The 24,694-nt window shown below is 35.5% G+C and carries 21 protein-coding genes; 16 read left to right on the top strand and 5 right to left on the bottom strand.

Annotation, left to right across the window (positions count from 1 at the left end; translation table 11 throughout):
- The first annotated feature begins 43 nt into the window (after positions 1–43).
- The 11 genes from HGD76_RS19900 to HGD76_RS19850 all read left to right on the top strand — a co-directional run bounded on the left by HGD76_RS19900 (position 44) and on the right by HGD76_RS19850 (position 13,008).
- Positions 44–2,272, top strand: a complete 2,229-nt coding sequence (locus tag HGD76_RS19900) for a GumC family protein (protein ID WP_168696801.1) — start codon at positions 44–46, stop codon at positions 2,270–2,272.
- 567 nt (positions 2,273–2,839) lie between these two features.
- Positions 2,840–3,592, top strand: coding sequence for a heterocyst development glycosyltransferase HepC (gene hepC / locus HGD76_RS19895; protein ID WP_325064813.1), 753 nt, complete (start codon positions 2,840–2,842; stop codon positions 3,590–3,592).
- 112 nt (positions 3,593–3,704) lie between these two features.
- Positions 3,705–4,649: a hypothetical protein gene (locus tag HGD76_RS19890; protein WP_168696799.1), complete on the top strand. Its 945-nt coding sequence runs from the start codon at positions 3,705–3,707 to the stop codon at positions 4,647–4,649.
- 66 nt (positions 4,650–4,715) lie between these two features.
- The gene (gene hepA, locus HGD76_RS19885) at positions 4,716–6,545 is read left to right on the top strand and encodes a heterocyst formation ABC transporter subunit HepA (protein ID WP_168696798.1); all 1,830 of its coding nucleotides are present in this window, start codon (positions 4,716–4,718) and stop codon (positions 6,543–6,545) included.
- Between the two features lie 86 nt (positions 6,546–6,631).
- The gene (locus HGD76_RS19880) at positions 6,632–7,618 is read left to right on the top strand and encodes a glycosyltransferase family 2 protein (RefSeq protein ID WP_168696797.1); all 987 of its coding nucleotides are present in this window, start codon (positions 6,632–6,634) and stop codon (positions 7,616–7,618) included.
- Positions 7,619–7,643: 25 nt separating this feature from the next.
- The gene (locus HGD76_RS19875; protein WP_168696796.1) at positions 7,644–8,846 is read left to right on the top strand and encodes a glycosyltransferase family 4 protein; all 1,203 of its coding nucleotides are present in this window, start codon (positions 7,644–7,646) and stop codon (positions 8,844–8,846) included.
- Positions 8,764–9,726 carry a glycosyltransferase family 2 protein gene (locus tag HGD76_RS19870; RefSeq protein WP_168696795.1) on the top strand — a complete coding sequence of 321 codons (963 nt, stop codon included), beginning with the start codon at positions 8,764–8,766 and terminating at the stop codon, positions 9,724–9,726. Before HGD76_RS19875 ends, HGD76_RS19870 begins: the two co-directional genes overlap by 83 nt.
- 100 nt (positions 9,727–9,826) lie before the next feature.
- On the top strand, positions 9,827–11,251 hold the full coding sequence (locus tag HGD76_RS19865) for an O-antigen ligase family protein (protein WP_168696794.1): 1,425 nt from the start codon (positions 9,827–9,829) through the stop codon (positions 11,249–11,251).
- Positions 11,252–11,653: 402 nt separating this feature from the next.
- Complete coding sequence (locus HGD76_RS19860; protein ID WP_168696793.1) at positions 11,654–12,097, top strand: hypothetical protein; 444 nt, start codon at positions 11,654–11,656, stop codon at positions 12,095–12,097.
- Positions 12,094–12,696, top strand: coding sequence for a PIN domain-containing protein (locus HGD76_RS19855; RefSeq protein WP_267904278.1), 603 nt, complete (start codon positions 12,094–12,096; stop codon positions 12,694–12,696). The genes HGD76_RS19860 and HGD76_RS19855 overlap by 4 nt, the downstream gene beginning before the upstream one ends.
- A 144-nt stretch (positions 12,697–12,840) precedes the next feature.
- Positions 12,841–13,008: a hypothetical protein gene (locus tag HGD76_RS19850; protein WP_168653225.1), complete on the top strand. Its 168-nt coding sequence runs from the start codon at positions 12,841–12,843 to the stop codon at positions 13,006–13,008.
- A 114-nt stretch (positions 13,009–13,122) separates the two neighbouring features.
- Here HGD76_RS19850 and HGD76_RS19845 read toward each other — a convergent pair whose 3' ends face one another.
- Positions 13,123–14,709 carry a DNA methyltransferase gene (locus HGD76_RS19845; RefSeq protein ID WP_168696791.1) on the bottom strand — a complete coding sequence of 529 codons (1,587 nt, stop codon included), beginning with the start codon at positions 14,707–14,709 and terminating at the stop codon, positions 13,123–13,125.
- A 197-nt stretch (positions 14,710–14,906) separates the two neighbouring features.
- Between HGD76_RS19845 and HGD76_RS19840 the strand changes: the two genes are divergently transcribed.
- On the top strand, positions 14,907–16,253 hold the full coding sequence (locus tag HGD76_RS19840) for a helix-turn-helix domain-containing protein (protein ID WP_168696790.1): 1,347 nt from the start codon (positions 14,907–14,909) through the stop codon (positions 16,251–16,253).
- Between the two features lie 133 nt (positions 16,254–16,386).
- The gene (locus tag HGD76_RS19835; RefSeq protein ID WP_015078024.1) at positions 16,387–17,268 is read left to right on the top strand and encodes an aspartoacylase; all 882 of its coding nucleotides are present in this window, start codon (positions 16,387–16,389) and stop codon (positions 17,266–17,268) included.
- Here the strand turns inward: HGD76_RS19835 and HGD76_RS19830 are convergent.
- Both HGD76_RS19830 and HGD76_RS19825 read right to left on the bottom strand, forming a co-directional pair.
- On the bottom strand, positions 17,251–18,360 hold the full coding sequence (locus HGD76_RS19830; RefSeq protein ID WP_168651574.1) for a glycosyltransferase family 4 protein: 1,110 nt from the start codon (positions 18,358–18,360) through the stop codon (positions 17,251–17,253). The genes HGD76_RS19835 and HGD76_RS19830 overlap by 18 nt on opposite strands.
- 60 nt (positions 18,361–18,420) lie before the next feature.
- On the bottom strand, positions 18,421–19,203 hold the full coding sequence (locus HGD76_RS19825) for a PIG-L deacetylase family protein (RefSeq protein WP_168651573.1): 783 nt from the start codon (positions 19,201–19,203) through the stop codon (positions 18,421–18,423).
- A gap of 783 nt (positions 19,204–19,986) precedes the next feature.
- On the opposite strand from HGD76_RS19825, the gene HGD76_RS19820 reads away from it, so the two are divergent.
- Positions 19,987–21,780, top strand: a complete 1,794-nt coding sequence (locus tag HGD76_RS19820) for a WD40 repeat domain-containing protein (protein WP_168631861.1) — start codon at positions 19,987–19,989, stop codon at positions 21,778–21,780.
- 207 nt (positions 21,781–21,987) lie between these two features.
- Positions 21,988–22,551 (top strand): Uma2 family endonuclease, encoded by a 564-nt coding sequence (locus HGD76_RS19815; protein WP_015078028.1) that lies wholly within the window; start codon positions 21,988–21,990, stop codon positions 22,549–22,551.
- A 31-nt stretch (positions 22,552–22,582) separates the two neighbouring features.
- Here HGD76_RS19815 and pheS read toward each other — a convergent pair whose 3' ends face one another.
- The gene (pheS, locus tag HGD76_RS19810; RefSeq protein ID WP_015078029.1) at positions 22,583–23,575 is read right to left on the bottom strand and encodes a phenylalanine--tRNA ligase subunit alpha; all 993 of its coding nucleotides are present in this window, start codon (positions 23,573–23,575) and stop codon (positions 22,583–22,585) included.
- 32 nt (positions 23,576–23,607) lie between these two features.
- Complete coding sequence (locus tag HGD76_RS19805; RefSeq protein WP_233466939.1) at positions 23,608–23,799, bottom strand: hypothetical protein; 192 nt, start codon at positions 23,797–23,799, stop codon at positions 23,608–23,610.
- Between the two features lie 7 nt (positions 23,800–23,806).
- Between HGD76_RS19805 and surE the strand changes: the two genes are divergently transcribed.
- Positions 23,807–24,604, top strand: coding sequence for a 5'/3'-nucleotidase SurE (surE, locus tag HGD76_RS19800; protein WP_015078030.1), 798 nt, complete (start codon positions 23,807–23,809; stop codon positions 24,602–24,604).
- Positions 24,605–24,694 lie beyond the last annotated feature (90 nt).

Below are 24,694 nucleotides of genomic sequence, written 5' to 3'. Positions count from 1 at the left end.
TTTTAGGTGTTTGCGTAGTGTATCGCAGATAAGGATAATAAAAGTGGTTCAAACTAGTCTAAATCCCAATATAAATCCAGCATCAGAAACAGAACCAGGTTATGGACAAATGTTTGCAGTAATTCTGCGAAGATTTCCCTGGTTATTATTAGTATTGCTGAGTTCTACTGCTATTGCTGGCATCATCACCTTGAAAACAGAACCCAGCTTCAAAAGCACCATGCAATTGTTAGTAGAACCTAACTATCAAGGCAAGAAAGAAACTGATAACACAGAAAGTCAATTCACTGATACTAATGTGGAGGTAGATACTGCTACTCAATTAAACTTGATGCAGAGTTCTGGACTGATTAAAAAAGCAGTTGATAAACTCAAAGCTAAATATCCAGACTTAACCGTAATGGATTTAAAAAAATCCTTAGTCTTAACTCAAATTAAGAGTCCAGAGGATAAGGTTGCCACTAAAATATTTCAAGTTGATTATACCAGTAACGATCCAGGAAAAGCCCAAAAAGTCCTGCAAACAATACAGCAAGTTTATTTAGAATACAACAAACAACAGCAAAATTCGCGGTTACAAAAAGGTCTCCAAGTCATTAGAGACCAATTAAGAAAAGCGACAGATGAAGTAACTGTTTCCGAAGCAAATCTACAAAGGTTTCGCAGAAATCAAAATCTAATTGATCCAGATGCTCAGGCTAAAACCGTAGAGACAGCTTTAAATACTGTCCAACAAGAACGACAAGCAACTCGTTCTTTGTATGAAGAAGCTTTAGCAAAGCAAAAATCTTTGCAAGTACAACTAAACCGTTCTCCACAAAATGCCTTAGTTTCTTCTCGTTTGAGTCAGTCTACCCGCTACCAAGGCTTACTCAACGAAATCCAGAAAACCGAACTGGCTTTAGCACAAGAACGTTTACGTTTCACAGATGATACTCCCGGCGTTCAAAAATTAAACGAACAACTGCAAAGTCAAAAACAACTTTTACAAAAAGAAGTTAGTAGAACTTTAGGAGAAAAGACGAATCCTGCCTTTAGTTCTAGAGACAATCTTTTAGAACAAGGACAACTAGGACAAATTGATCTGAATCTCACAGGTCAATTAGTAGAAACCCAAACTACCATCGTTGCATTAATCGCCCGCGATCAAACTTTAGCCACAAAAGAGAAAGAATTACAAGCCGAACTCAAGCGGTTTCCTTCTCTATTGGCTTATTACAATCGCATTCTTCCCCAACTACAATTTAGCAGAGAAAGATTAGAACAATTATTAAGAGCCGAACAAAAGTTACGCCAAGAACTTTCTAAAGGTGGATTTAATTGGGAAGTGGTAGAAGAACCACAAGAAGGTTCTCAAACTGGGCCTAACATGAGACAAAATCTCTTATTAGGAGGAGTCATTGGCTTAATGTTAGGAGGGGCTGCTGCCTTCATTCGTGAAGCATCTGATGACGCTGTACATACTACTGCGGAATTAGAAAAACAGGCTGCTCTCCCCTTATTAGGAACAACTCCTAAATTGCCACCTGCTAGACCCAGAGAATCAATGATCAAATTGCCATTTGGCAAACCAGAAGTTCTGGCTCCTTGGACAATTCAAGTATTACAATCTTCTCCCCGCTGGGAATCACTTGATCTCATTTACAAAAATATCGAACTGCTGAATAAAGTCTCAGATTTAAGATCATTAATGGTAACATCAGCATTACCAGATGATGGTAAATCAGCTTTGGCATTAGGTCTAGCCATGAGTGCGGCTCGTCTACATAAAAAAGTCTTACTAATTGATGCTAATTTACGCGATCCTAATCTGCACAAACAATTAAATCTTCCTAATGAACAGGGACTTTCCAGTTTATTAGAAAGTGAAGTTAATCTGCCTAATCATATTAGTGTTCCTTACTCTGGATCATCTTACATTGATATTTTGACAGCCGGACCAATCCCGACAGATCCTGCCCATCTTTTGAGTTCTCCCCGCATGATCCAATTGATGGCTGCATTTGAAGAAAATTATGATTTGGTAATCATAGATGCCCCCTCAGTGCTTGGTTTAGTGGATGCTATGCTCACAGCATCCTCTTGTCGAAGTGTGGTAATGATGGCCAGCATGGGTAAAGTAACGCGTACCCAACTTAATCAAGCCACAAGGATGTTGAGTAAGTTAAATTTGATTGGTGTTGTGGCTAATGGTGCATCTCCATCTGATAGCACCTATGTACCTTATGTCAAGCCAAAACAATTGGTTTTACAACCGGTAATGGAAGAATAAACCAGAATATTTGCTCAATATTTAACCAGCTACGATAGATTTACCCCTGCACTTGACAGGGGTTTTTGCATTTAAACAACAAGATCAAAGATCCCCGACTTCTTAAAGAAGTCGGGGATCTAAGTTGAGGAACTAATCCGCTCTAGAGTTATTTTTATTTACCTGATAAGCAAACTATAAGATGTTTTATAAACACAAAATGTTGGTTAATTTTATTTAGTTACCGTTAATTCATTTTACCATATCTTAATATTGTGGAGAAAAAAGTAATATTTATTTAAAGAGTGAATAAAGAAGTTGTTTCTTGATGATTTATTTATCAAGAGTCTTATATTGTAGAGATTGAAACCCATCATCTAACTTTCAAAGACAAGAGCAAATAAATTCAGAAATTAAAGCGGATTCCTATATGTATTTTAATATAAATAAATTTTACAAGGAGGAACGCTGGTTAGTCATAAAAGTTAAATCTGCTGATCTTTAATGTATTTTTTACGATTGAGAAAATTTTAATTTCCTGATCGTAGAGATCAAGTCAATCTTTTACTACTTTATCACTTTTAATCTATGCCAATTTCAGTCATTTCTAGTCTAAATAATAACTCTATTATACCTCAGTCATCTGAAAATTTTAACTTCCTATCATGTACCTTGCAATGGCGGAGAGGAAAGTTATTAGTGAAAGCTTCTGAAAAATTGCCACAGCCCCATTTAGCTGCACTAGAAAATGAAGCATCGTTAATAGATTGCTTAAAACATTCTCCAGTTAGTTTAGTGAGCATAGATCCAAAAATTGGTGATTCTTTATTAAAAGTTTGGGCAAATGCTTGTCAAAAAGCTAATAAGCCGATATTTATAAACATTTCTGTTTATCGAAAATCGCCAAAAAAAGGTAATCAAATTTTCAGGAATTTACGAATCATAATTGATTGGACTTGGGCTTTATTTCTGCTGCTGTTTATGAGTCCAGTCATACTAGGAGGATTGATAACTATACAGATATATTCTCCCAAGTTGTTGTTTGATTATGAGTGGTATGTGGGAGAAAATAGACAACTTTTTCGAGCTATTAAATTTAGCTCAACAGCTAAACATGAAATGACTAATTTAATTGTTGTATTAGGTACATTTTTTCTAAATAATTTATCTAATGGATTGAATCTATTTCAAGGAAAATTTTGCCTACTTAATAATCGTTGTTTGTCTTTAGAAAATGCGGTTAAATTAAGCTTAGAAGCCCAGAGCAAAAAGTTAAATCAAAAACATAACTTCAGCGGTGCATGGCAAATAGAGAATAAGGTCAATTTGCCTATAGTTTAGAATAAATATATTCACTCTGTGTTTTTAAGCGCTTTTATCTAATTGATGAATACTTCCTGTTATCATCTTGATGACCATGAATTATGTACCTAATTAAAAAATAAGAAATATCATGCAAACAGCGATTTGTACCGTATTTGAAAAAGACTATCATTATGGTGTGGGGGCTTTAGTAAATTCCTTATATCACCACGGGTTTCGAGGCATATTTTGGGCTGGATATCGGGGAAATGTGCCACCTTGGGCTAAGTCTTTGAAAACAGAAAATGGTTATCAAGAGTTTTCTTTAGGTGAAGGTTGTGCAATCCGATTTGTCAAGCTAACAACTCCAAAACATTTAGGTTTTTATAAACCTGATTTTATGTCCCAATTATGGGAAGATTACTGTCCAGATATTGATGCTTTATTTTACTTTGATCCTGATATTGTCAATAAATGTGAGTGGAATTTTTATGAAAATTGGGTAAGTCGAGGAATTGCTCTTTGTGGTGATTCTTGGTATCTTGTATCAGCGAACCATCCTCGACGATTAGCATGGAAAGAATTTGCTGAAAATAATGGTTTTGCTTGTGAACGAGAGTTAGATTATCACTACAATAGTGGCTTCATTGGAGTTCATAAAAACTACAAATCTATCTTGAAAGTCTGGCAGAAATTAGAAGAATTGGGTGAGATAGCAGGGTATGCCAATTTAAAGGATCTTTATAACGGTAATACCTTTAATTATTATCCATATCTGTATGGAGATCAGACTTATTTAAACTTAGCATTGATGCTAACTAATTATCCTTTGAGTACCGTTGGCCCAGACGGCATGGATTTTGTTCCTGGTGGTACTATCATGTCTCACGCTACAGTTCCAAATATTAAACCTTGGCGCAAAAAATTGCTTCTCAGTGCTTTAGAAGGTAGCTCTCCCACCATAACTGATAAATTATATTGGCAACATAGTCAAACACCTATTCAACTTTATTCAATGGCAAAAATACTATGGCAGAAATTTGAAATTCTCTGTGGTTCTGCTCTTGGTCGTTTTATTCGTCGGGCTCCTATGTAAGCATATTTATTTTCTTGAGATTGATGCTTCTGTGCTTAATTATCAAAATTATTGGTCAAAATTTTTATGGATTCCAAATTTCTACCGTCAACAATGAAAATCTTTCAAGCTACAAGTTTGTGGCAAAATAATCGGGTAATATTACGAGAATTTAAACACTTTCGAGTTGTGGCTATTTTAGCTATCGTATTTTCCGCTTTAGCTGCCAGTTTTGAAGGGTTTGGTTTAGGATTTTTGCTGGTATTTTTGCAAAGCTTAACTACTCCTGGGGCTGAACCTGTGAAAACAGGAATAGGCTGGTTTGATATTTTGATTTTAGGAATTAATGCTTCCGCAACAGAGCGATTATATCGAATATCAGCTTTAATTGTTGTTACAACCTGTATGCGGGCATCGTTCAATTATATAGGACAAATTTGCATCCAGTTTAGTGAAGTAAGTTTAGTAGATAATCTCCGTAAACGAATTTTTCAACAGTTAGAGGCTCAAACTCTTAATTATTTTAGTCATAAAAAATCTGGAGAATTAGTTAATATACTCACCAGTGAAATGGAGAGAATTAGGCAGATTTTTGGTGGACTAGCTTTTTTAATCACTAGAAGTTTTACACTGATTATTTATTCTATTTCCTTGTTTATTCTTTCCTGGAAACTGACTATAGTTTCTATTTTGCTATTTAGTCTTTTAGCGGTGGCATTATCCACTCTAAATAAACAAATTAGAGAACGTAGTTTTGCGATTACTTCTGCTAATGATAATTTTACGGCTAGGGTGCTAGAGTTTATTGAAGGTATTCGCACAATTCATGCTTTTTCTACTCAAGAATTTGAGCGAAAACGGTATTATCAAGCCAGTGAAAAAATTGTTAATACGTGGAAAAGTGTTTATTGGATTTCTTTGATAGTTAAGCCTTTGGCCGAAAGTATATCTACGCTAATTCTAATTAGTATGATTATTGTGGCTTTAACCACAGGATTAATGAAAGTTTCAGCTTTGTTAACTTTCTTTTTTGTCCTGTTCCGCATTATCCCTATGACTCAAGATTTGAATGGAGTCGTGGCTTTTTTAAGTACCCAAGCGGGAGCAGTGGAAAATATCAAGGATTTGTTGAAAACTGATGATAAAATCTATTTTCAAAATGGCGCACTGAGATTTCCTGGTTTTAGAAGATCAATTGATTTAGTGTCGGTAGATTTTGATTATAGTCCTGATCAACGAGTCTTACATAATATAACTCTCTCCATTAAACAAGGGGAAATGACGGCTTTAATTGGTTCATCTGGGGCTGGAAAAACCACACTTGCGGATTTAATTCCTCGTTTTCATGATGCGACTGATGGCTATATTTATATAGATGAAGTTGATATTCGCAAATTTGACATTAACTCTCTGCGTTCTCAGATAGCGGTTGTCAGTCAGAACACTTTTATTTTCAATACTTCTGTTTGGAATAATATTGCTTATGGGACACCAACAGCTACAGAAATAGAAATTAAAGAAGCTGCACGATTGGCAAATGCTTTAGAATTTATTCTAGAAATGCCGGAAGGTTTCGATACGCAATTAGGAGATAGAGGTGTGCGGTTATCAGGTGGACAAAGACAAAGAATTGCGATCGCTCGCGCATTGCTGAAAAACCCCGAAATCCTGATTCTAGATGAAGCTACAAGTGCCTTAGATTCAGTGTCTGAGCGGTTAATTCAAGAATCCTTAGAAAAGCTATCTGTTGGCCGCACAGTAATTGCGATCGCTCACCGTCTTTCTACTATTGCAAAAGCAGATAAAGTTGTGGTTTTAGAACAAGGAAAAATCGTAGAACAGGGAGCATATCAAGAGTTACTTCAACAACGTGGTAAGTTTTGGCAATATTATCAAATTCAAAATGAAGTGAGATAAACAATCATTGTCAGCAGTCAGCTAAAACCGGATTTTAGGGATTTTTAAGTGATTTTCCCATAGTTTATTTTTTCATCCTACAGCTAATGTTAAATATTAACTCCTCCGAACCTTTGGTAAGCGTGATTATCCCCACCTATAATCGCCCAGAATATCTGAAACAAGCAATTAATAGTGCTGTTAAACAAACTTATCAAAATCTAGAAATTATTGTTTCTGATAATTGCAGTTCTGAAAATCCCCAAGCACTAGTTGAATCATTTCAAGATTCACGAATTAAATTTTGGCGACATAAAGAAAATATTGGGATGTTAGCTAACCAGTTTCATGGTTTTAAAATTGCCACAGGTAAATATGTGGCTAGTCTCCATGATGATGATATGTGGAATGAGGATTTTTTATCTAAACTTGTCCCCAATTTAGAAGCAAATCCCGATTTAATTTTGGCATTTTGTGACCAATATATTATAGATGGTGATAGTAAAATTAATATTGCTGCCACTGAAAACAATACCCGCAGTTATAAACGTGATCAAATCACTCCCGGAGTTCATAAAAATTTTACTCAAATTGGCTTAATTGATAAAAGTATTCCCACTGCGGCGGCTTGTGTAATTAGAAATGGAGTGCTTAATTGGGATAATATTCCTTCAGAGGTTGACGGAATGTGGGATTTATATTTAACATATCTTTGTTGTATTTCTGGCTATGGAGTTTACTATGTTCCCGAAAAATTAACCCAATATCGAGAGCATGAACAAACTGATACTATGCTCAGTGGTAGTCGCAGTGTGCAAGCAAAAATCCGTAAAGGTAAAAGTGAGATATTCTGTTATCAAACTTTTATGGAAGATCAACGGTTGCAGGAATTTAAGTCCTACTTTAAAACCAAATGGTTAGAAGCTAATACAACTTTAGGAATTGGCTTATTACGAGATCAAAAAATTACAGATGCCCGCCGTTATTTTTGGCAAACTTTAAGTGAGCAAAAATTTAATTTACGAACTTTAGTCGCTTTAATTATTAGTTTTATTCCTACCAATTTAACGAATAAACTTTGGAAAGTTTCCTAATTTAGTCAATTACAAGAGGTTATGAGTGAAAATTTGTATTGTTACCCACAAAATCAGAAAAGGTGATGGTCAAGGTAGAGTTAATTATGAAGTCGCTCAAGAAGCTATTCGGCGTGGTCATGATCTGACATTATTAGCTAGTGAAATTGCCCCAGAGTTATCTGAAAATAATGCTGTTAGTTGTATTTATATTCCAGTAGAAAGGTATCCTACGGAATTTATTCGCAATTTTATCTTTGCTAAAAAAAGTGCAGATTGGTTGCGTAAAAATCGAGCTAATTTGGATTTAATTAAAGTCAATGGCGCGATTACTATGGGGGCAAGTGATGTGAATGCTGTACATTTTGTGCATGGTTCATGGTTAAAATCGCCTGTGCATATTTCCCATAAACGTAAAGATTTGTACGGGTTATATCAATGGTTATTTACTGCGGCTAATGCTTATTGGGAAAAACAAGCTTTTTGCCAATCTAAAATTATTATTACTGTCTCAGAAAAAGTTGCCCAAGAATTAGTAAATATTGGTGTACCTCGTTCACAAATTCGGGTTGTTGTTAATGGTGTAGACTTACAAGAATTTGCTCCTGGTGTCAGTTTGCGGACGGAATTGGGATTGCCTGAGAATGTTAATTTGGCCTTATTTGCAGGTGATATTCGGATTTCCCGGAAGAACTTAGATACTGTACTTCATGCTTTGGTAAAAGTTCCTAAATTACATTTAGCAGTTGTCGGTGGTACTCAAGATAGCCCTTATCCGGCAATGGCAAAAGCATTAAATATTAGTGAAAGAGTGCATTTTTTAGGTTATCGCCGTGATATGCCCCAAATTCAACGGGCATCAGATTTATTTGTGTTTCCGTCCCGTTATGAACCCTTTGGACTTGTAGTGATTGAAGCGATGGCTTCAGGTTTGCCCGTGATTACCGCCACTACTACTGGTGCGGCTGATTTAGTTAATCCCGACTGTGGCATCGTTTTAGACGATTGTGATGATGTTAAGGCTTTAGCAGAGGCGCTGGAGTTGTTAAATAGCGATCGCTCACTGCGTCAACAAATGGGTAAAATTGCCCGGACTATTGCCGAGCAACATAGCTGGTCAACAATGGCACAAACCTATCTAAATATATTTGAGGAGTTAATCACCCATGAGAAACACAGTTCTCATCCCCACCTATCGCCGTCCTCAAGACCTAGCCCGGTGTCTGAAAGCACTGCAACAGCAAACTAAATCAGTTGATCAGGCGATCGTTGTTGTCAGAGATACAGACACAGAAACCCAGCAATTCCTCCACCAATTTCCGCCCCACCTCCTCCCCTTACAGATTGTCACCGTCACCCAGCCGGGAGTCGTCGCCGCCCTCAACGCCGGACTAGCACAAGTACAGGGAGACATTCTTTCCATCACCGATGATGATGCCGCTCCCCACCCGGATTGGTTAGCCAAAATTAATACTCACTTCAGCGTTAATTATACCATTGGTGGCGTAGGTGGTCGTGATTGGGTGTATCAAGGAGACAAATTAGAAAATGGTTCCCGTCCCATAGTTGGTAAATTGCAATGGTGCGGGCGTGTCATTGGCAACCATCACTTAGGAGTAGGCGCACCCCGTGAAGTTGATGTTCTCAAAGGTGTGAATATGAGCTTTCGTACCCAGGCGATTGGCAAATTGCGATTTGATGACAGAATGCAAGGAACGGGCGCACAGGTACATTTTGAAATGTCCTTTGCCCTCACCCTCAAACGCGCTGGATGGAAAATGATTTATGATCCCAGCATTGCAGTAGATCACTATCCCGCCCAAAGATTTGATGAAGATCAACGCCACAACTTTAACGACACCGCATTAATTAACCTAGTCCACAACGAAACCTTAATTTTATTAGAACATCTTTCACCCCTGCGTCAAATTGTATTTTTATCCTGGTCAATTTTAGTTGGTACAAGAGAAAGTTTAGGAATATGTCAATGGCTGAGACTATTTCCCCAACAAAAAGAAATCGCCAGTAAAAAATTGCGAGCATCCTTACGAGGAAGATGGTTAGGATATCAAAAATATAGCATGAAATCTCAAAAATTCGCCCTTAAAAAACAACATTTTAACTATTAACTACCCCAACCCAGATCCCCGACTTCTTAGATCCCCGACTTCTTCAAGAAGTCGGGGATCTATCTCCTAACTAAACTTTTTATAGAATATTCAGATCAAAATGATTTCCAAACCAACACTTTCCAATACAGTTTTAAAAGAACAATTTTCTCCCCAAGATCGATCTGCCCAAAGTTGGATGATCATTCTTGCTTTTATCCTCCTGATCACAGCTTGCTACTTTACCAGTACAGGCAGTTTACGCCTCGTTTTTCCCGCCACTGCTTTTCTAGTAGCGGCGTTTTTATACTTGCGGCATCCCATTCACTATATCGGCTTCACCTGGTGGATATGGTTTCTCACCCCCTTAATCACTCGTTTAGTTGACTATAAAATTGGCTGGGACCCCACCAGACAAATGTTAATTGCACCTTATTTAGTCGTATTCCTGACAATATTCACCTTTTTAAAACATCTACCTAGCACTCTTCGGCAAGGGGGACTACCATTTCTTTTAGCTGCTATAGGAGTTTCTTATGGATGTTTAATAGGTTTAATTTACAATCAACCACTCCCTGTAGTTCGGAGTTTTTTAGATTGGTTAAGTCCCATAATTTTTGCTTTTCACCTATTTTCTAATTGGCGAGATTATCCCAGTTATCGTCAACATCTGCAAAGAACATTTATTTGGTGTGTACTCATCCTTGGTGCTTACGGTGTCTATCAATTTGTTGTCGCTCCTGAATGGGACAGATATTGGCTAATCGAATCGAAAATGTTTACCAGTGCTGGACACCCAATTCCTTTTGGAATGCGCGTCTGGAGTACACTCCACTCACCAGGTCCATTTGGGACTGTCATGCAAGCTGGGTTACTATTATTATTTACCAGCACTGGTCCATTAATTTTCCCAGCTTCTGCTGTGGGTTATTTATCATTTTTACTTTCCCAAGTGCGAACAAGTTGGGGCGGCTGGTTATTAGGAATTATTATGATTTTTGGTTCAGTAAAACCCCAGATTCAAATGCGATTAATTACTATAATTTTAGTGATGACAATCTGTGTTATTCCCTTGGTAACTATTGAACCGCTTTCTAAAGTCATTACCACTCGATTTGAAAGTTTTTCTAATCTGGAAGAAGATGGTAGTTTTAGAGATAGATCCGCAACTTATGACAGAAACCTGAATTTAGCTCTTTCTAATGTTGTCGGTAACGGCTTTGGAAATATCTGGAAAGTAAATGAAAAAACTGGACAAATAGAAGTGATTGTTATTGATAGCGGCATTTTAGATATGTTTTTTACCTTGGGTTGGATTGGTGCTATACCCTATATTAGTGGGTTAGTATTGCTGCTAGTTACGGTTAGTAATTATACAGAAGGTCGCTTTGATAGTTTTCTCAGTGCTGCCCGCGCTATTGGTATCAGTTCTTGCGCTCAGTTAATTATCTATAGCGGGATGCTGAGTATTGCGGGGATGATTATGTGGGGATTTTTAGCAATGGCTATGGCAGGTCATAAATACTACAGCAGACCACAGAGTTAAATTAAAACCCCTTCTTAGAAGTTGTTTGAAAAGTATTAGATGAAACCAATAATTTCCAAAAACCTAACCCCCCCAGCCCCCTTCCCTGCCAGGGAATGGGGGTTTCAAAGCCTCTCCCCGCGTCGGGGAGAGGTTTGGAGAGGGGTTTATTTATACATTAAAAACTTTTCAAACATCCTCTTAGAGTTTAAAAATTTTAGGCGACTAGAAGTCGCTACTACACAAACAAAGTCCACCTGCGTGGACTAATGAAAAATCAACCCACGCAGGTGGGTTTTGCCCGTGTAGCCGCGACTTCTAGTCGCCAGCTTTTCACATTTTATTGATAAATTATGATAAAATTTAGTACAAATATTTATTGCATGAAAAGTAGTTAAACTATTAAGCAAGAGGTTAAATACCATGTTAAAAATACAACCTCCAACTATAATTGATTTTCAACCAGCAATTGCTGCTAAAGATAAAGATGATAAATATATTTTGATCATAGATGTGAGATTTTCCGCTATGTATTCTTCCCCGGATCTTAATATCTTAAAAATGGAACAATACCAGCATATTCCTTTTTTAATGTTTGTTAATTCTAATGTCATGAGAATCTTTAAGAGTCCAACTTTTGTAGAAGTAGCAAGATTGGACACGAAAAAGGTTTTAGAACATTATAATCCAAAAAGCATCGAAGGAATCATCTATCAATCTACTTTAATAACTTTAACTCAATCATGGTTAAGAGATTTAGCTTATCATTGGAAAAGTGAAACCCCCCCTTACATTGAGGAAATGAAGGAAATTGGCTTATTTACTCTTTTGTTTGATGGTACGACAGAGGAGTTAGAATTATTATGATTATTTATTTAGAAACTAATTCAATTATGGCAATTGCCAAAGGAAGAAACAAAGAATTAGAAGATTTTGTCTATGATTCTTCAAATAATTTACAATTTGTCATTCCTAGTATTTGTTTAATGGAAACATTAGTAGCAATAGAAAGAGAAGAAAAACGTAGTCAATCTTTTTCTCAAACTATTCAAATAGAAATGAATGAAGCTAAACGAAATAAAGAATTAAATAACTCTCAATCTTTTGTTAATTATTTAGAAAGTTCTTTAATTGATTATGATGACATATTAACTGATTTTAAAAAACGTTTTTTGAATATTCTCGAATATTTAAAAAATCATGGTGAATTGATTGAACCAAGCATTAAAATGTTAGAAGCTACTTTAAATAATCCTTTACTACTTGGGAAAAATCAAAGAAGAGATGATTTTATTTTACAGGTTATTTTAGCTCATGCTGAAAATAATTTATCAATTAACAAAGCTTTTTTTAGTGAAAATACCAAGGAATTTGGTAATACTAATATTCAACAGATATTAGCTAATTTGGGAATTAATTATTTTAGTAAGATACCTAATTTAGAAGGATGGTTAAATAAACAATAAAAAATGCTAACTTGCATGGTTAATTTTCAAATTCTTCTAATGGTGCATCGAAATTATCAGACAATAATTCTAGGAAAATATGACAAAATGTAATAGAAATATCTTCTACATCAAAATTAGTTAAACAAAAAGCAGCTAGAAACTATGAAAGCCTTAGAAGTTACTGGAAAAATACAAGAAGGGCAATTAACCTTAGATTATCCTTTAGAAATTGATAATTTTAATACTGTTAAGGTAATTATTCTCCTACCAGAAGCAGGTGATATTGATGTTGATGATACTCCAATTCAGGAAATAAAAGAGAGTTTGTGAACATTGCAAAAATCAGATCCCCGACTTCTTTAAGAAGTCGGGGATCTTGTTGTTCTTAGGGGTATGAATAACGCTCCGCGAACATTACCTCAACCCAACCTACTTGAAAAAGTATTAAATATCTAAGTCCATCTCTATCTGATTAACTCTGATTTCTTTGTATTTTTCTGCACTTTTAAGAACTTCAAAAGCTAAAGTCATCATGAACTTCTGTTTATTTTCAATAATATCTTTAACTGTAACAATCTGAATTTTATCACAACTATGAGTCATGAGTTTGTTTTGATAAAAGCCAGCAGATTTGGCAGTTTTCAACATATCTTTTGTAGGATTTTCTAAGGTTATAAATATAGCTATACTGGCATTTTCTAGGGTCATTGTTCCTAGTAAATCTCGGATATCTCCTGATTTGACTTTACCAGATTTAACTTGGAAAATTACCTTTTCTGCTTCACCTTTATCACCATAAAATAAAACAGTTCCATCTACACCTTTATCTGCACCTTTTTTAGTGTTAATTATGGCTCTATTGTTAGTATAAGTTAATATTGCCCATTTTTCAAACTCTTTACGAGTGCGATCATCTGCTTTATTTGCTAATGCTTTTGCACTTTCTATATCTTTAGGAATACCATGAAGTTTGATGTTATCTACAAATTCTTTACCAAAGCTGTCTTCTAATCTTTTTAAAATTAAACTAATACTTTGATAAGTAATATCAATTCCTATCCATTGTCTATCTAATTTTTGGCAAACTGCAACAGTTGTCCCACATCCACAATAAGCATCTAATATTATATCATTTTCATTAGAACTGGCTTTAATTATTCTTTCTAATAATGCTTCTGGCTTTTGTGTTGGATATCCTAATCTTTCTTTTGATTGTGAATTTATCATATCAATATCCATCCAAAGATTTGTAAGAGGTATACCTTTTAAATCATGTAAATATTGTTTAAATTCAGGGTGTTTAGCAGTTGGTGAAAATCTAACTTTGTTTTCTTTTTTAAGTTGTTCTAATCTTTCTTGAGAATAAGTAGCCATTACTTGCCAACGATATCTACCATATTCATCTTCATATTTAAACCTTCTAAGATATTCGCTAGGATAATCTTCATACTGAATATCAAAATAATAATTTTTTGACGATTTAACATAAAAATAAATAATATCATTTAATGTTGAAAAAGATTTAGTAATTGCTTTTACCGTGTTTGTACGTCTTTTCCAAACAATTTCGTTTATAAATTCTCCACCCTGAGAACAAAAAACAGCATCTAATATTAACTTTAAATAATGACTCGCACTAGGATCACAATGTAGATAAAAACTTCCTGTAGGTTTCAAAACTCGATGAATTTCTGTTATTCTTAAAGTCATACTCACTAAATAAGCGAGTAAACTTCCTTTCCCTAAAACATTACTTAAACCTGTAATTAAAGCAATACATTGTTGAGTAAATAAACCATGATAATTAGTAATGATTTCATCTATTCCCCGAATAGCGTGATCATCCCATTCCCAAGTATCAATAAATGCTTGAGCTTGTGCTTTATCTTCTCCACCAATATTATTATAAATTTGATTATAATTGCGTTTAGAATTAAAAGGAGGATCAATATAACATAAGTCAACAGACTCATCTTTAATGTAACGTCTTAAAACTTCTAAATTATCGCCATAATAAAGTTGACTAACCATTGTTTTTGTGCAATCATTTTGCTTAAATTAAACCTGATTAATCATTCTTATACTTAATTACTTTTTTGTCATACTAGAAAATATGGGATATTCTCTGATGTTTTATTAAGAAATTTTAAGAAAATACCTGAAAAACCCTGATAATCTGGAAACGGATTGAGTTATAATGGCTACAAAGGTTAACTCATCTAAGTTTTATGACTGTTACAGAAATTTTACGATTTGTGGATAATTTAGTATTTACTAAGACTGATAAACATTTAGATGATCTCCAGAAAAAGATCATTGAGGAACTATTTAATGGTAAAACTTATAGACAAATTGCCAATATTTATGATTATGATGAGGGTTATATAGGTGATGAAAGTAGGAATTTATTTAAACTTTTATCTGAAATTTTAGGTCAAGATATTAATAAATCTAATTTTTGTTGGACTATAGAAAGAGTTGTAAATTCTAAAATTATTAATTTTGAAAAAAATAATATTAATTGGTGTTCTAATAATCAAATATCAAATCACCATCAACATAATAAGAATACAGAACAAGCTAAATCTTTTTATCATGATTTAAGTTTATCACCTAAAATTACTCGTTTCTATGGACGAGAACAAGAATTAAACCTTTTATCTAATGGAGTATTAAATCAACACACTCATTTTATCTCTGTTTTAGGATTATCTGGAATTGGTAAAACTACCCTTGTGAAAAGATTTATTGATCTAAATCTTCAACAATTTGAAGTTATTATCTGGAGAAGTTTAAAGTTTCCTAAATCCCTAGATTTACTTATTGATGATTTATTGAATATTTGTCAACAAGAAGCTAAAGCAACTATAGATGATAAATTAAAACAATTATTTAATATCCTTAAAAATAAAAAATGTTTGATTATTTTAGATGATCTGGAAAATATCTTTGTTAATTGTCAATTTGCAGGACAATATAAACCTGAATATCAAGATTATAAAACTTTCCTGCAAATGATCACAGAAATTGAACATCAAAGTTGTTTAATTCTCATCAGTCAGGAAAAATGCCAACAAATGATTTCTTTAGATAGTGAACTTTATCCAATTCATTCCTTAGAATTATCAGGTTTAGATAGTGCAGCTACAGAGATATTAAAAAATCAAGGATTAAAAAATGAGGAAACTTGGTTAAACTTAATTAATTTATATGAAAGTCATCCTAAATATTTACAGTATATCAGTATTTTAATTAAAGATGTCTTTGAGGGTGAAGTTGCCGAATTTATCAAAGAAAATAGTTTAATTTTAACAGAAGATTTTAAATCTCTGTTTGATTTAATATGGATGAGATTATCTGAAGTTGAAAAAGAGATATTATTAAAAATCAGTCAAAATGATCAACCTATATCTAGAGATGAGATAAAACAACTTTTATCATTATCATCAATGGATATAATTAACGGGTTACAATCATTAACAAGAAGATTTTTAGTATCCAAATTAGAAAATGATCAAAAACTATATACTCTTTCCCCCATTTTTAAAGAATATCTCAGAATTTATCATCATTAATTATACTCCCTTCCTCTTGCTATTGGCATCTGGACTGTGAGAAAATTATTTATGCAGCATCTCAGCACAAAAGGCTATGGACTGATAGAATGTGTTCACTTTCATAGCTAAGTTGCTTATAAATGAGGTATTTATGAATCAAATTCATCGGGTGGCGATTGTTGGGGGAAATCACGGTAATGAGTTAACGGGAGTTTACTTGGTTAAAAAGTTTCAGCAATATCCCCATTTAATTCATCGAGGTAGTTTTGAAACTTTATCATTACTTGGTAATCCTAAAGCTATTGCTGCACGGACAAGATATATTGATACGGATCTGAATCGTTGCTTTAATCAAGATAAATTATCAAGTTCAAAAATCTCAAGTTACGAAGAATTAAGGGCGCGAGAAATTCAGCAAATATTACAACCAGAAAATCAAGAATCTGTAGATACAATTGTTGATGTACATACGACTACTGCCAATATGGGATTATGTATTATTCTGGGAAATTGGCACCCTTTCCTGCTCAAATTAGCTGCGGATTTGAGTGCAGTTAATCCTTTGGTGAAGGTTTATATTCATGAACAACCTCAAGGTAGTGGTTTTCTACGTTCTTTGTGTGATTTGGGTTTTGCAATTGAAGTTGGTGCTGTACCCCAAGGGATTTTAAATGCGGAATTATTTCAACAGACTGAACAACTTATTTATAGTGTTTTAGATTATTTTGAAGACTATAATCAAGGAAAAGATTTACCCAAAAATAATACACTAACAGTCTATAAATCAATTGGTGTGATTGATTATCCGAGAAATGAAGTAGGGGAAATTCAGGCGATGATTCACCCCCAACTTCAATTCCAAGATTATGAACCTTTACATCCTGGTGATCCTATTTTTCTGACTTTCACAGGAGAAGAAATTTTCTATCAAGGAAATTCCACTGTTTATCCAATCTTTATTAATGAAGCTGCCTATTATGAGAAAGGAATTGCGATGCACATTAGCGAAAAAGAATTAATTAAGATTGGCTAATTCTCTGGTTTCCATGACTCTGATGATATTGTCTTTTCTCATTAATTCACGATATATATTTAGTGTTTCTTCATTCACTCTTGCGGCACTAAATCTTTCTAAATTTTGTTGGGCGCGGAATTTCCACTGATCTAAAAGTTGGCGATCGCTCAATAATTGTGTCAAAGTATTAGCTAAGGCTGGAATATCCTTGGGTGGCACTAAAATCCCCGCTTGACTATAATCTAAAGTCTCAGGAATACCATCTACATCACTGGCTATAATCGCACAACCAGCTTCCCGCGCTTCCGTTAGCACTAAGCCAAAAGATTCGCAATGTGAAGCCAGAACAAAGATATCCGTTGCTAACATATAGCGTTGCGGTTCTGCCTGAAATCCTTCAAAATGAATGCGATTACTAACACCTGTATTTTGCACCATTGCCTCAAATATCGAACGATCTGGACCATCTCCCACTAAATATAAATGTGCTTGCGGAAAGTCTGAGGAAACTATTTTAAATGCCTCAATTAACTCATAAATACCTTTGCGGGTATACATCCCCGCCACAGTAGTTATAGATGGATGTGGCATTTCTACTGGTTGATAATCTGCCAGTTTTTTATGTCGAGGACTTCCTAACGTCCCATTACTAACTACTCGTAACTTTCGAGGTGGAATACCCCGTTTAATCATTGAATTAGCTACTGCTTTACTAACTGCAATTACCTGATCAGCTAACCCCATGAGGATAGCACTATGTTGAAATTCATTATGGACAGTAGAAACTAAATGATATTCTCGATTCTTGCGAAAAATACCGGCTAAAATTGCCCCTGTCATCATGTGTACATGAACAATATCCGGTTGAAACTCTTTAATGATTTGGCGATAATGCCCAGCAGCTTTAATGAGATTTAATGGTGTCCGACACTGATTGAGATGAAAATGTTCAACACCGTGATCTGCTAATAATTTTTCATATTCTCCACCAGCAGAAGCTACAGCAATATCCAGACCACTTTTTGCTTGTAAACAAGCTAAATCTACAGCAACATTAACAATTCCATTACCGATTTTTTGGACATGATTAGTAATATGTAGAATCCGCATTTAAATTTTCTCCACTGTAATTATTGATAACAAATCTTCAGATGCTTACCACTCACAACTTCACTCGGATTTAAAAAATATTTCTTCCGAATATAAAAATCTGTTAATAAATCCCCGAGGTAACATCTCAAGCTGGGAAGGATAGGCAGCAATAGCTTTTTGTTTTTTCTCTTTTACTGATGTTACTGATAAGCGATAAGCCGCTGCAATATCTTGTAACTTCAACAGAATAAATAATGGCGATCGCCAAAATACCCAAATAGGATACTGAAGTATTTCTGTAGTGATTTTAGATTGAATAATTGCCTCTTTCACTAAATTATAAGTAGCTTCATGATCTTGATGACAATCTTTGCGGTGAGGTACATAAACTTCTCCAGGTTGATACAAATTTAGTAATTCTGAAATCTCAGTAATTATCTGTTGCCTTTTCTCTATATTCAAAGCAGCCAAACTGCCATCTTGATAATTTAAAAAATGAATCTCTGAAGTGTTCACACCCAAAATATCTAAAGCTATCAAAGATTCTTGTTGACGAATCTGGATAACTTGATTTTGCATAAGTGGATCTAAACCATGAGAACCTCTACCGTCAGTTAAAAAAGTTATCCCTACTTGTATTCCCTGTTCTCTTTTGCGGGCAATCATGCCTCCACAACCAAAGGTTTCATCATCTTGATGAGGAGAAAAAACCATTGCTGATTTTTCAGAAAAATTTAAAGGCTGACTTCCCCAATGCAAAATCCACCAGGAAACTAGACTACAATGAATATATTGTATCTGATTTAGCAATTGATTAGGAATTATTTTTTCTAATGAGGTGAGTGTTTTTTTATGATTCATAATTTTAAAATTGATTCAAGACAAAATTAAAGTTTTCTAGATAACAAATATTGATGCTTACCATAAATTAGAACAAATATTTTTATGATAGTTTTGATTCCAGATAAACTTAAAGTTTTGTAGATGACAAATATTGATGCTTCTCACAAATCAAAACAACACAACTATTTTTATGATAGTCAAGTCCTAGATTATATTATTTATTGTTTTAATAAAGTTATGCTGAATATATCAATAAGAGGATGTTTGAAAATCGGATAGGGTGTAAAAAATCTTTCAGTAGTATTCAGGAGTCAGCTAAAAGCAGGAATAGCCAAGAAGAGGAAGTTTTAACTTACCTTTGGGGGTTAAAGTCCCCTGCTTCTACAAGCAGCGGGTTTTGCGTCGGGGTAAAATCCCCGTTGCAAAACGTAATTCTAAATTCTAAATTCTAAATTCTAAATTCTGCATTCTTTTAATTACCCGTGTTTTACGGAAAGCTGTATTAGCTGACGACTGACGAGTGAATGCTTACTATTTTTCTACTCAGAAGTGTTTCTAGAGAAACAGTAAATTGTTAGTTAGGTTAGTTAGAATTTAGGGAAATCATCGAAATCTCTATAACCTACTATATAAAATTAAGCAGTGCTTAATCACCGTAGGGGTTGATGTTTACCATTAAATTCAGCTAGTTTTTGTATTCTATTAGACTGTGATGATTACTGAATTTTGGCTGAAGTTATAAATTGAGTAATTATTCCATTAGTATAAGTTATCTTGGGTATGCAATGGTGTGCCACTATCATGCAGATGAATTGGATTAGTTTACTAAAAGCGCAACAAACTGACTTCTTAAACCGGGTGAAAAAACCGAAAACGGCGGATCTTTCTCTTTTAGAAAGTCGAGTTAAAGGTTATCACAGTGAGGTAATGGCATTTGCGGGGGATTCATTCACAAAAATTCTCGAATGTTCCCGTCAGCAAGCTGAAATTCTCGCCAAAAATCCCCCACCGATACCACCAGAATATCCTGAATATCCTGATTGGATCATTCCCTTTCCTACTTATTTTCAACGTCAAGCAGAAGATTATCTTGTCCGTGAACAAATTGTTGATTGGATGATTACAGAACGCTTAGGAAAATTGGTGAGAAAAGTGCCACAAGACACTTTAGACAATATGGTTTTGGATGATGAGGGAAATTTACGTAGTGAAAGTAAGTTTACTTATTTGTTAGCTAATAACCCAAAAGTGAGTATTCAAATTCACGTAGCAGATGGAGAAAGTTTTAACGGTATTAAAAAAGATAAAATTCGTTGGTCTGTTAGTCAAGAAGATATCAGTAACCACCAAGTATTAATTTTCTTGTGTTTGTTTTATCCTGGAAATAACAAATTAGGATACCACAAACAAACTGTAATTACTGGTTTTTTACCCACAAATCAACTAGATTTTTCCAACGCCAAAACTTATCTAACTCCCAGTAGTCTATTATATGCGGGAGGATTAAATTGGTATTTACAATCTCTGGGTGGTAAGCCAGATGATGTGCCAATAACTGATGAGAAAATGATGGTAGAAACCATTCAAACCTTACCATCAGATCATCCCCAAAAGAAGATTATTGGTGATTGGGAATGCTGGCAAACACTGAAAGGACATACCAAAGGTATTAACTGTTTAGCCTATGCTATCAAAACATTAGTAGTGCAAGATGCCGGATCTAAAAATGTCAAAACAATTCCGATGTTAGCTAGTGGTAGCAGGGGAGAAACAAAATTATGGGATTTATCAAAAGGTGAATTAATCGAGACATTATCAGAATATCCTTGGGTGATTTCTGATCATGTTAATGAAGTTAATTCTCTGGCTTTTAGCACCGACGGACAAACATTAGTGAGTGTAGGTGCAGATTCCACCGTTAAAATTTGGCATACTGGGGCGTTGGATCTAATTGATATTCTCCATAAACATCATGGAGATGTCCGTTGTGTGGCGTTTACTCCTGATGGTAAGATGTTAGCGACTGGTGGCCATGATCGGAAGATTTTATTTTGGAATTTGCGCGATCGCCAAGTTGAAAATACTCTATCCTTAGATGATACAGCAGCCCATTCAATGGTATTAAGTCAAGATGGGAAAATTTTAATTACAGGTAGTTATCGCAAAATCAAAGTTTGGGAAACATCCTCAACACTCAATCAGAAAAAATTGCCAGATATACAACCAATATACACCCTGATGGGTCATTCTCATATTGTTAGTTCCCTAGCCATAAGTGCTGATGCTAAATTTTTAGTTAGTGGTAGTCAAGATCAAACTATTCGAGTTTGGAATTTAGCCACTGGGGAATTAGTTCACACTCTCAAAGGACATCGAGATAGTGTGAATACAGTTGCTTTAAGTCCTGACGAACAAATTATTGCCAGTGGTAGTGCTGATAAAACTATCAAATTGTGGCATTTACAATCTGGGGAATTATTAGGGACATTTACAGGTCATGCTAACACAGTTACAGCTTTATCATTTACTGCTTCTGGAGAAATGTTAGTTAGTGGAAGTTTGGATAAAACCATTAAAATTTGGCAGCGGAGTTAGATCAAAACTGCGATTGTCTCTACAAGTTAAAGTCCCCCAATCACCAACAAGATCCCCGACTTCTTTAAGAAGTCGGGGATCTGACTTTAGCAATGTATACCTACGGCACGCTACGCTATCACAAATCAAATAGGATTGCTATATTTCCCGAAAACTAATTTTCAACATTATCGTTGATAATATAATTATGCTTTCTAGTTACCAATTATGACTATAGCCACTGAACGCCAGATTACACTAGAAAATTTTCTCAAGTTACCAGAAACTAAACCAGCATCAGAATTTATTAACGGGGAAATCCTACAAAAACCTATGCCACAAGGTGAACACAGTCGTCTACAGATTAAATTTTGTACCAATATTAATCAAGTAGCGGAAACGCCAAAGATTGCTTATGCCTTCCCAGAACTACGTTGTACCTTTGGTGGTAGTACCATTGTGCCTGATATTGCGGTGTTCCGGTGGGAAAGAATCCCCAAAACTGAATCTGGGAGAATTGCTAATCGGTTTGAAATTCATCCTGATTGGGTAATAGAAATTCTTTCTCCTGAACAACCACAGAAAAAAGTATTAACGAAATTATTGCATTGTTCCCGTCACGGAACTGAATTAGGTTGGTTATTAAATCCAGAGGAAGAAAGTGTATTAGCTGTATTTCCTGGACAAAAAATAGAAATATATGAAGGTGATGATAAATTACCAATTTTGGAAAATATCAATTTAGAATTAACAGTTAAAGAAATTTTTGGTTGGTTAAGTTTTGGTTCATGATTATTAAGGGCGGGGAAACCCCACCCCTGCATTAAAATTGTTGTAAAAAGCGTAAATCGCTATTATATAAACGGCGAATATCATCAATTTGGTGTAGTACCATGGCAAAACGTTCTACACCAAAACCGGCAGCAAAGCCGCTATAAACTTCTGGATCATAACCCACAGATTTTAAAACATTGGGGTCAACCATACCGCAACCCATGACTTCTAACCAACGTCCTTTCCACTGTAAATCTACTTCGGCTGAAGGTTCGGTGAAAGGAAAATAACTGGCACGAAACCGAATTGGTAAATCGCCAAATATTGATTGTAAAAATATTTTCACAGTTCCTTTGAGGTCTGTAAAAGTTAGTCCTTCATCTATGGCTAAAAGTTCAATTTGATGGAAAACTGCTGAGTGCGTCGCATCTACATCATCTCTGCGATATACTCGACCTGGGGCAACAACTCGAATAGGTGGTTCTTCCTTTTCCATGTAGCGAATTTGCACTGAAGAAGTATGAGTCCGCAATAAATTACCATCTGGTAAATAGAAGGTATCCTGCATATCACGGGCTGGATGATCTGGGGGGGTGTTAAGAGCTTCAAAATTGTAGTAATCTGTTTCCATTTCTGATCCTTGGGCAACGGTGTAACCCATGCCAACAAAGATATCTAGGGTTTGGTCAATAATGCCATTGAGGGGATGAATCCGACCTTGGGGACGGTAAATACCGGGCATGGTGACATCTATTGTTTCCGCCTCTAGTTGTACCAGAATTTGAGCAGATTCCAGGGTTGTGCGTTGCTGGTCAAGGCTGTTTTGAATGGCTTCTTTGACAGTGTTAGCGATCGCCCCAATCTGAGGACGTTCTTCCGCGCTCATTTGCCCCATACTTCGTAACAGCAGCCCCAATTGCCCTTTTTTGCCCAAATAGTTAACTCTGAGTTCTTCTAGGCGTTCTAGGCTATCAGCAGCAGCGATCGCTGTTTCTCCTTCTTGTCGTAATGCTAAAAGTTGGTCTTCTAAATTGCTAGTCATTAGTTATTAGTCATTGGTGATTAGTCATTAGTCTATAGTAGGGAACGGGGAACAGGGAAGCAGGGAACAGACAAGAGGCAGGGGATGTAGGGGATGTAGGGGATGTAGGGGATGTAGGGGATGTAGGGGATGTAGGGGATGTAGGGGATGTAGGGGATGTAGGGGATGTAGGGGAGAGGATTTTTCCTACTGACAACTGACAACTGACAACTAACAACTGACAACTGACAAATGAAATTATTAATTAGCAACGATGATGGAATTTCTGCTTTGGGTATTCGTACCCTAGCCAACACCTTAGCAGCAGCGGGTCATGAAGTGACAGTAGTTTGTCCAGATCGAGAGAGATCCGCAACAGGGCATGGATTAACCTTACTGCAACCCATTCGCGCGGAAATAGTGGAATCTGTGTTTCATCCTGATATTAAAGCTTGGGCTTGTGATGGTACGCCTTCAGATTGTGTAAAATTGGCACTATGGGCTTTATTGGATTCTCCACCCGACTTAGTGCTATCTGGAATTAACCAAGGTGCAAATTTAGGGACAGAAATCCTCTACTCTGGGACTGTTTCCGCAGCAATGGAAGGAGTTATTGAAGGTATTCCCAGTATTGCTTTTAGTTTAACCAGTCATACCCATAAAGATTTTCAACCAGCAGCTAAATTTGCTGAAGTCCTGGTTGCTAAAATTGCCGCCCAACCACTGCCAGAATTGATGTTACTCAATGTCAACGTCCCCCCCTTATCTTGGGAAGAAATAGCTGGAGTTACTTTCACTAGACAAGGAGTACGACGTTATGTGGATGTTTTTGACAAGCGAACTGATCCTAGAGGTAAAACTTACTACTGGTTAACTGGAGAGGTAATCGAAGATGTAGAACCACCTATAGAATTAAACTTACCAACCCACATTCCCCTTGATGTTCATGCCATTCAAAAAAAATATATCAGTATTACTCCATTGCAATATAATTTGACTTATGGGCATGGACTTAATCAGCTATCTACATGGGAATTTAAACTTCCGTAGATTTAGGCAACTTTGACAAAACTAGAAAAGGTTATTTTCAGTAAAGTTACTGAATCTTTACTAGCTATTAATTAAATAAATGTAGTAAAC

The sequence above is a fragment of the Dolichospermum flos-aquae CCAP 1403/13F genome, assembly GCF_012516395.1.
Classification (GTDB): domain Bacteria; phylum Cyanobacteriota; class Cyanobacteriia; order Cyanobacteriales; family Nostocaceae; genus Dolichospermum; species Dolichospermum lemmermannii.
Note: the sequence above shows the minus strand (reverse complement) of the source record. Positions and strands in the feature narration are given on the sequence as shown.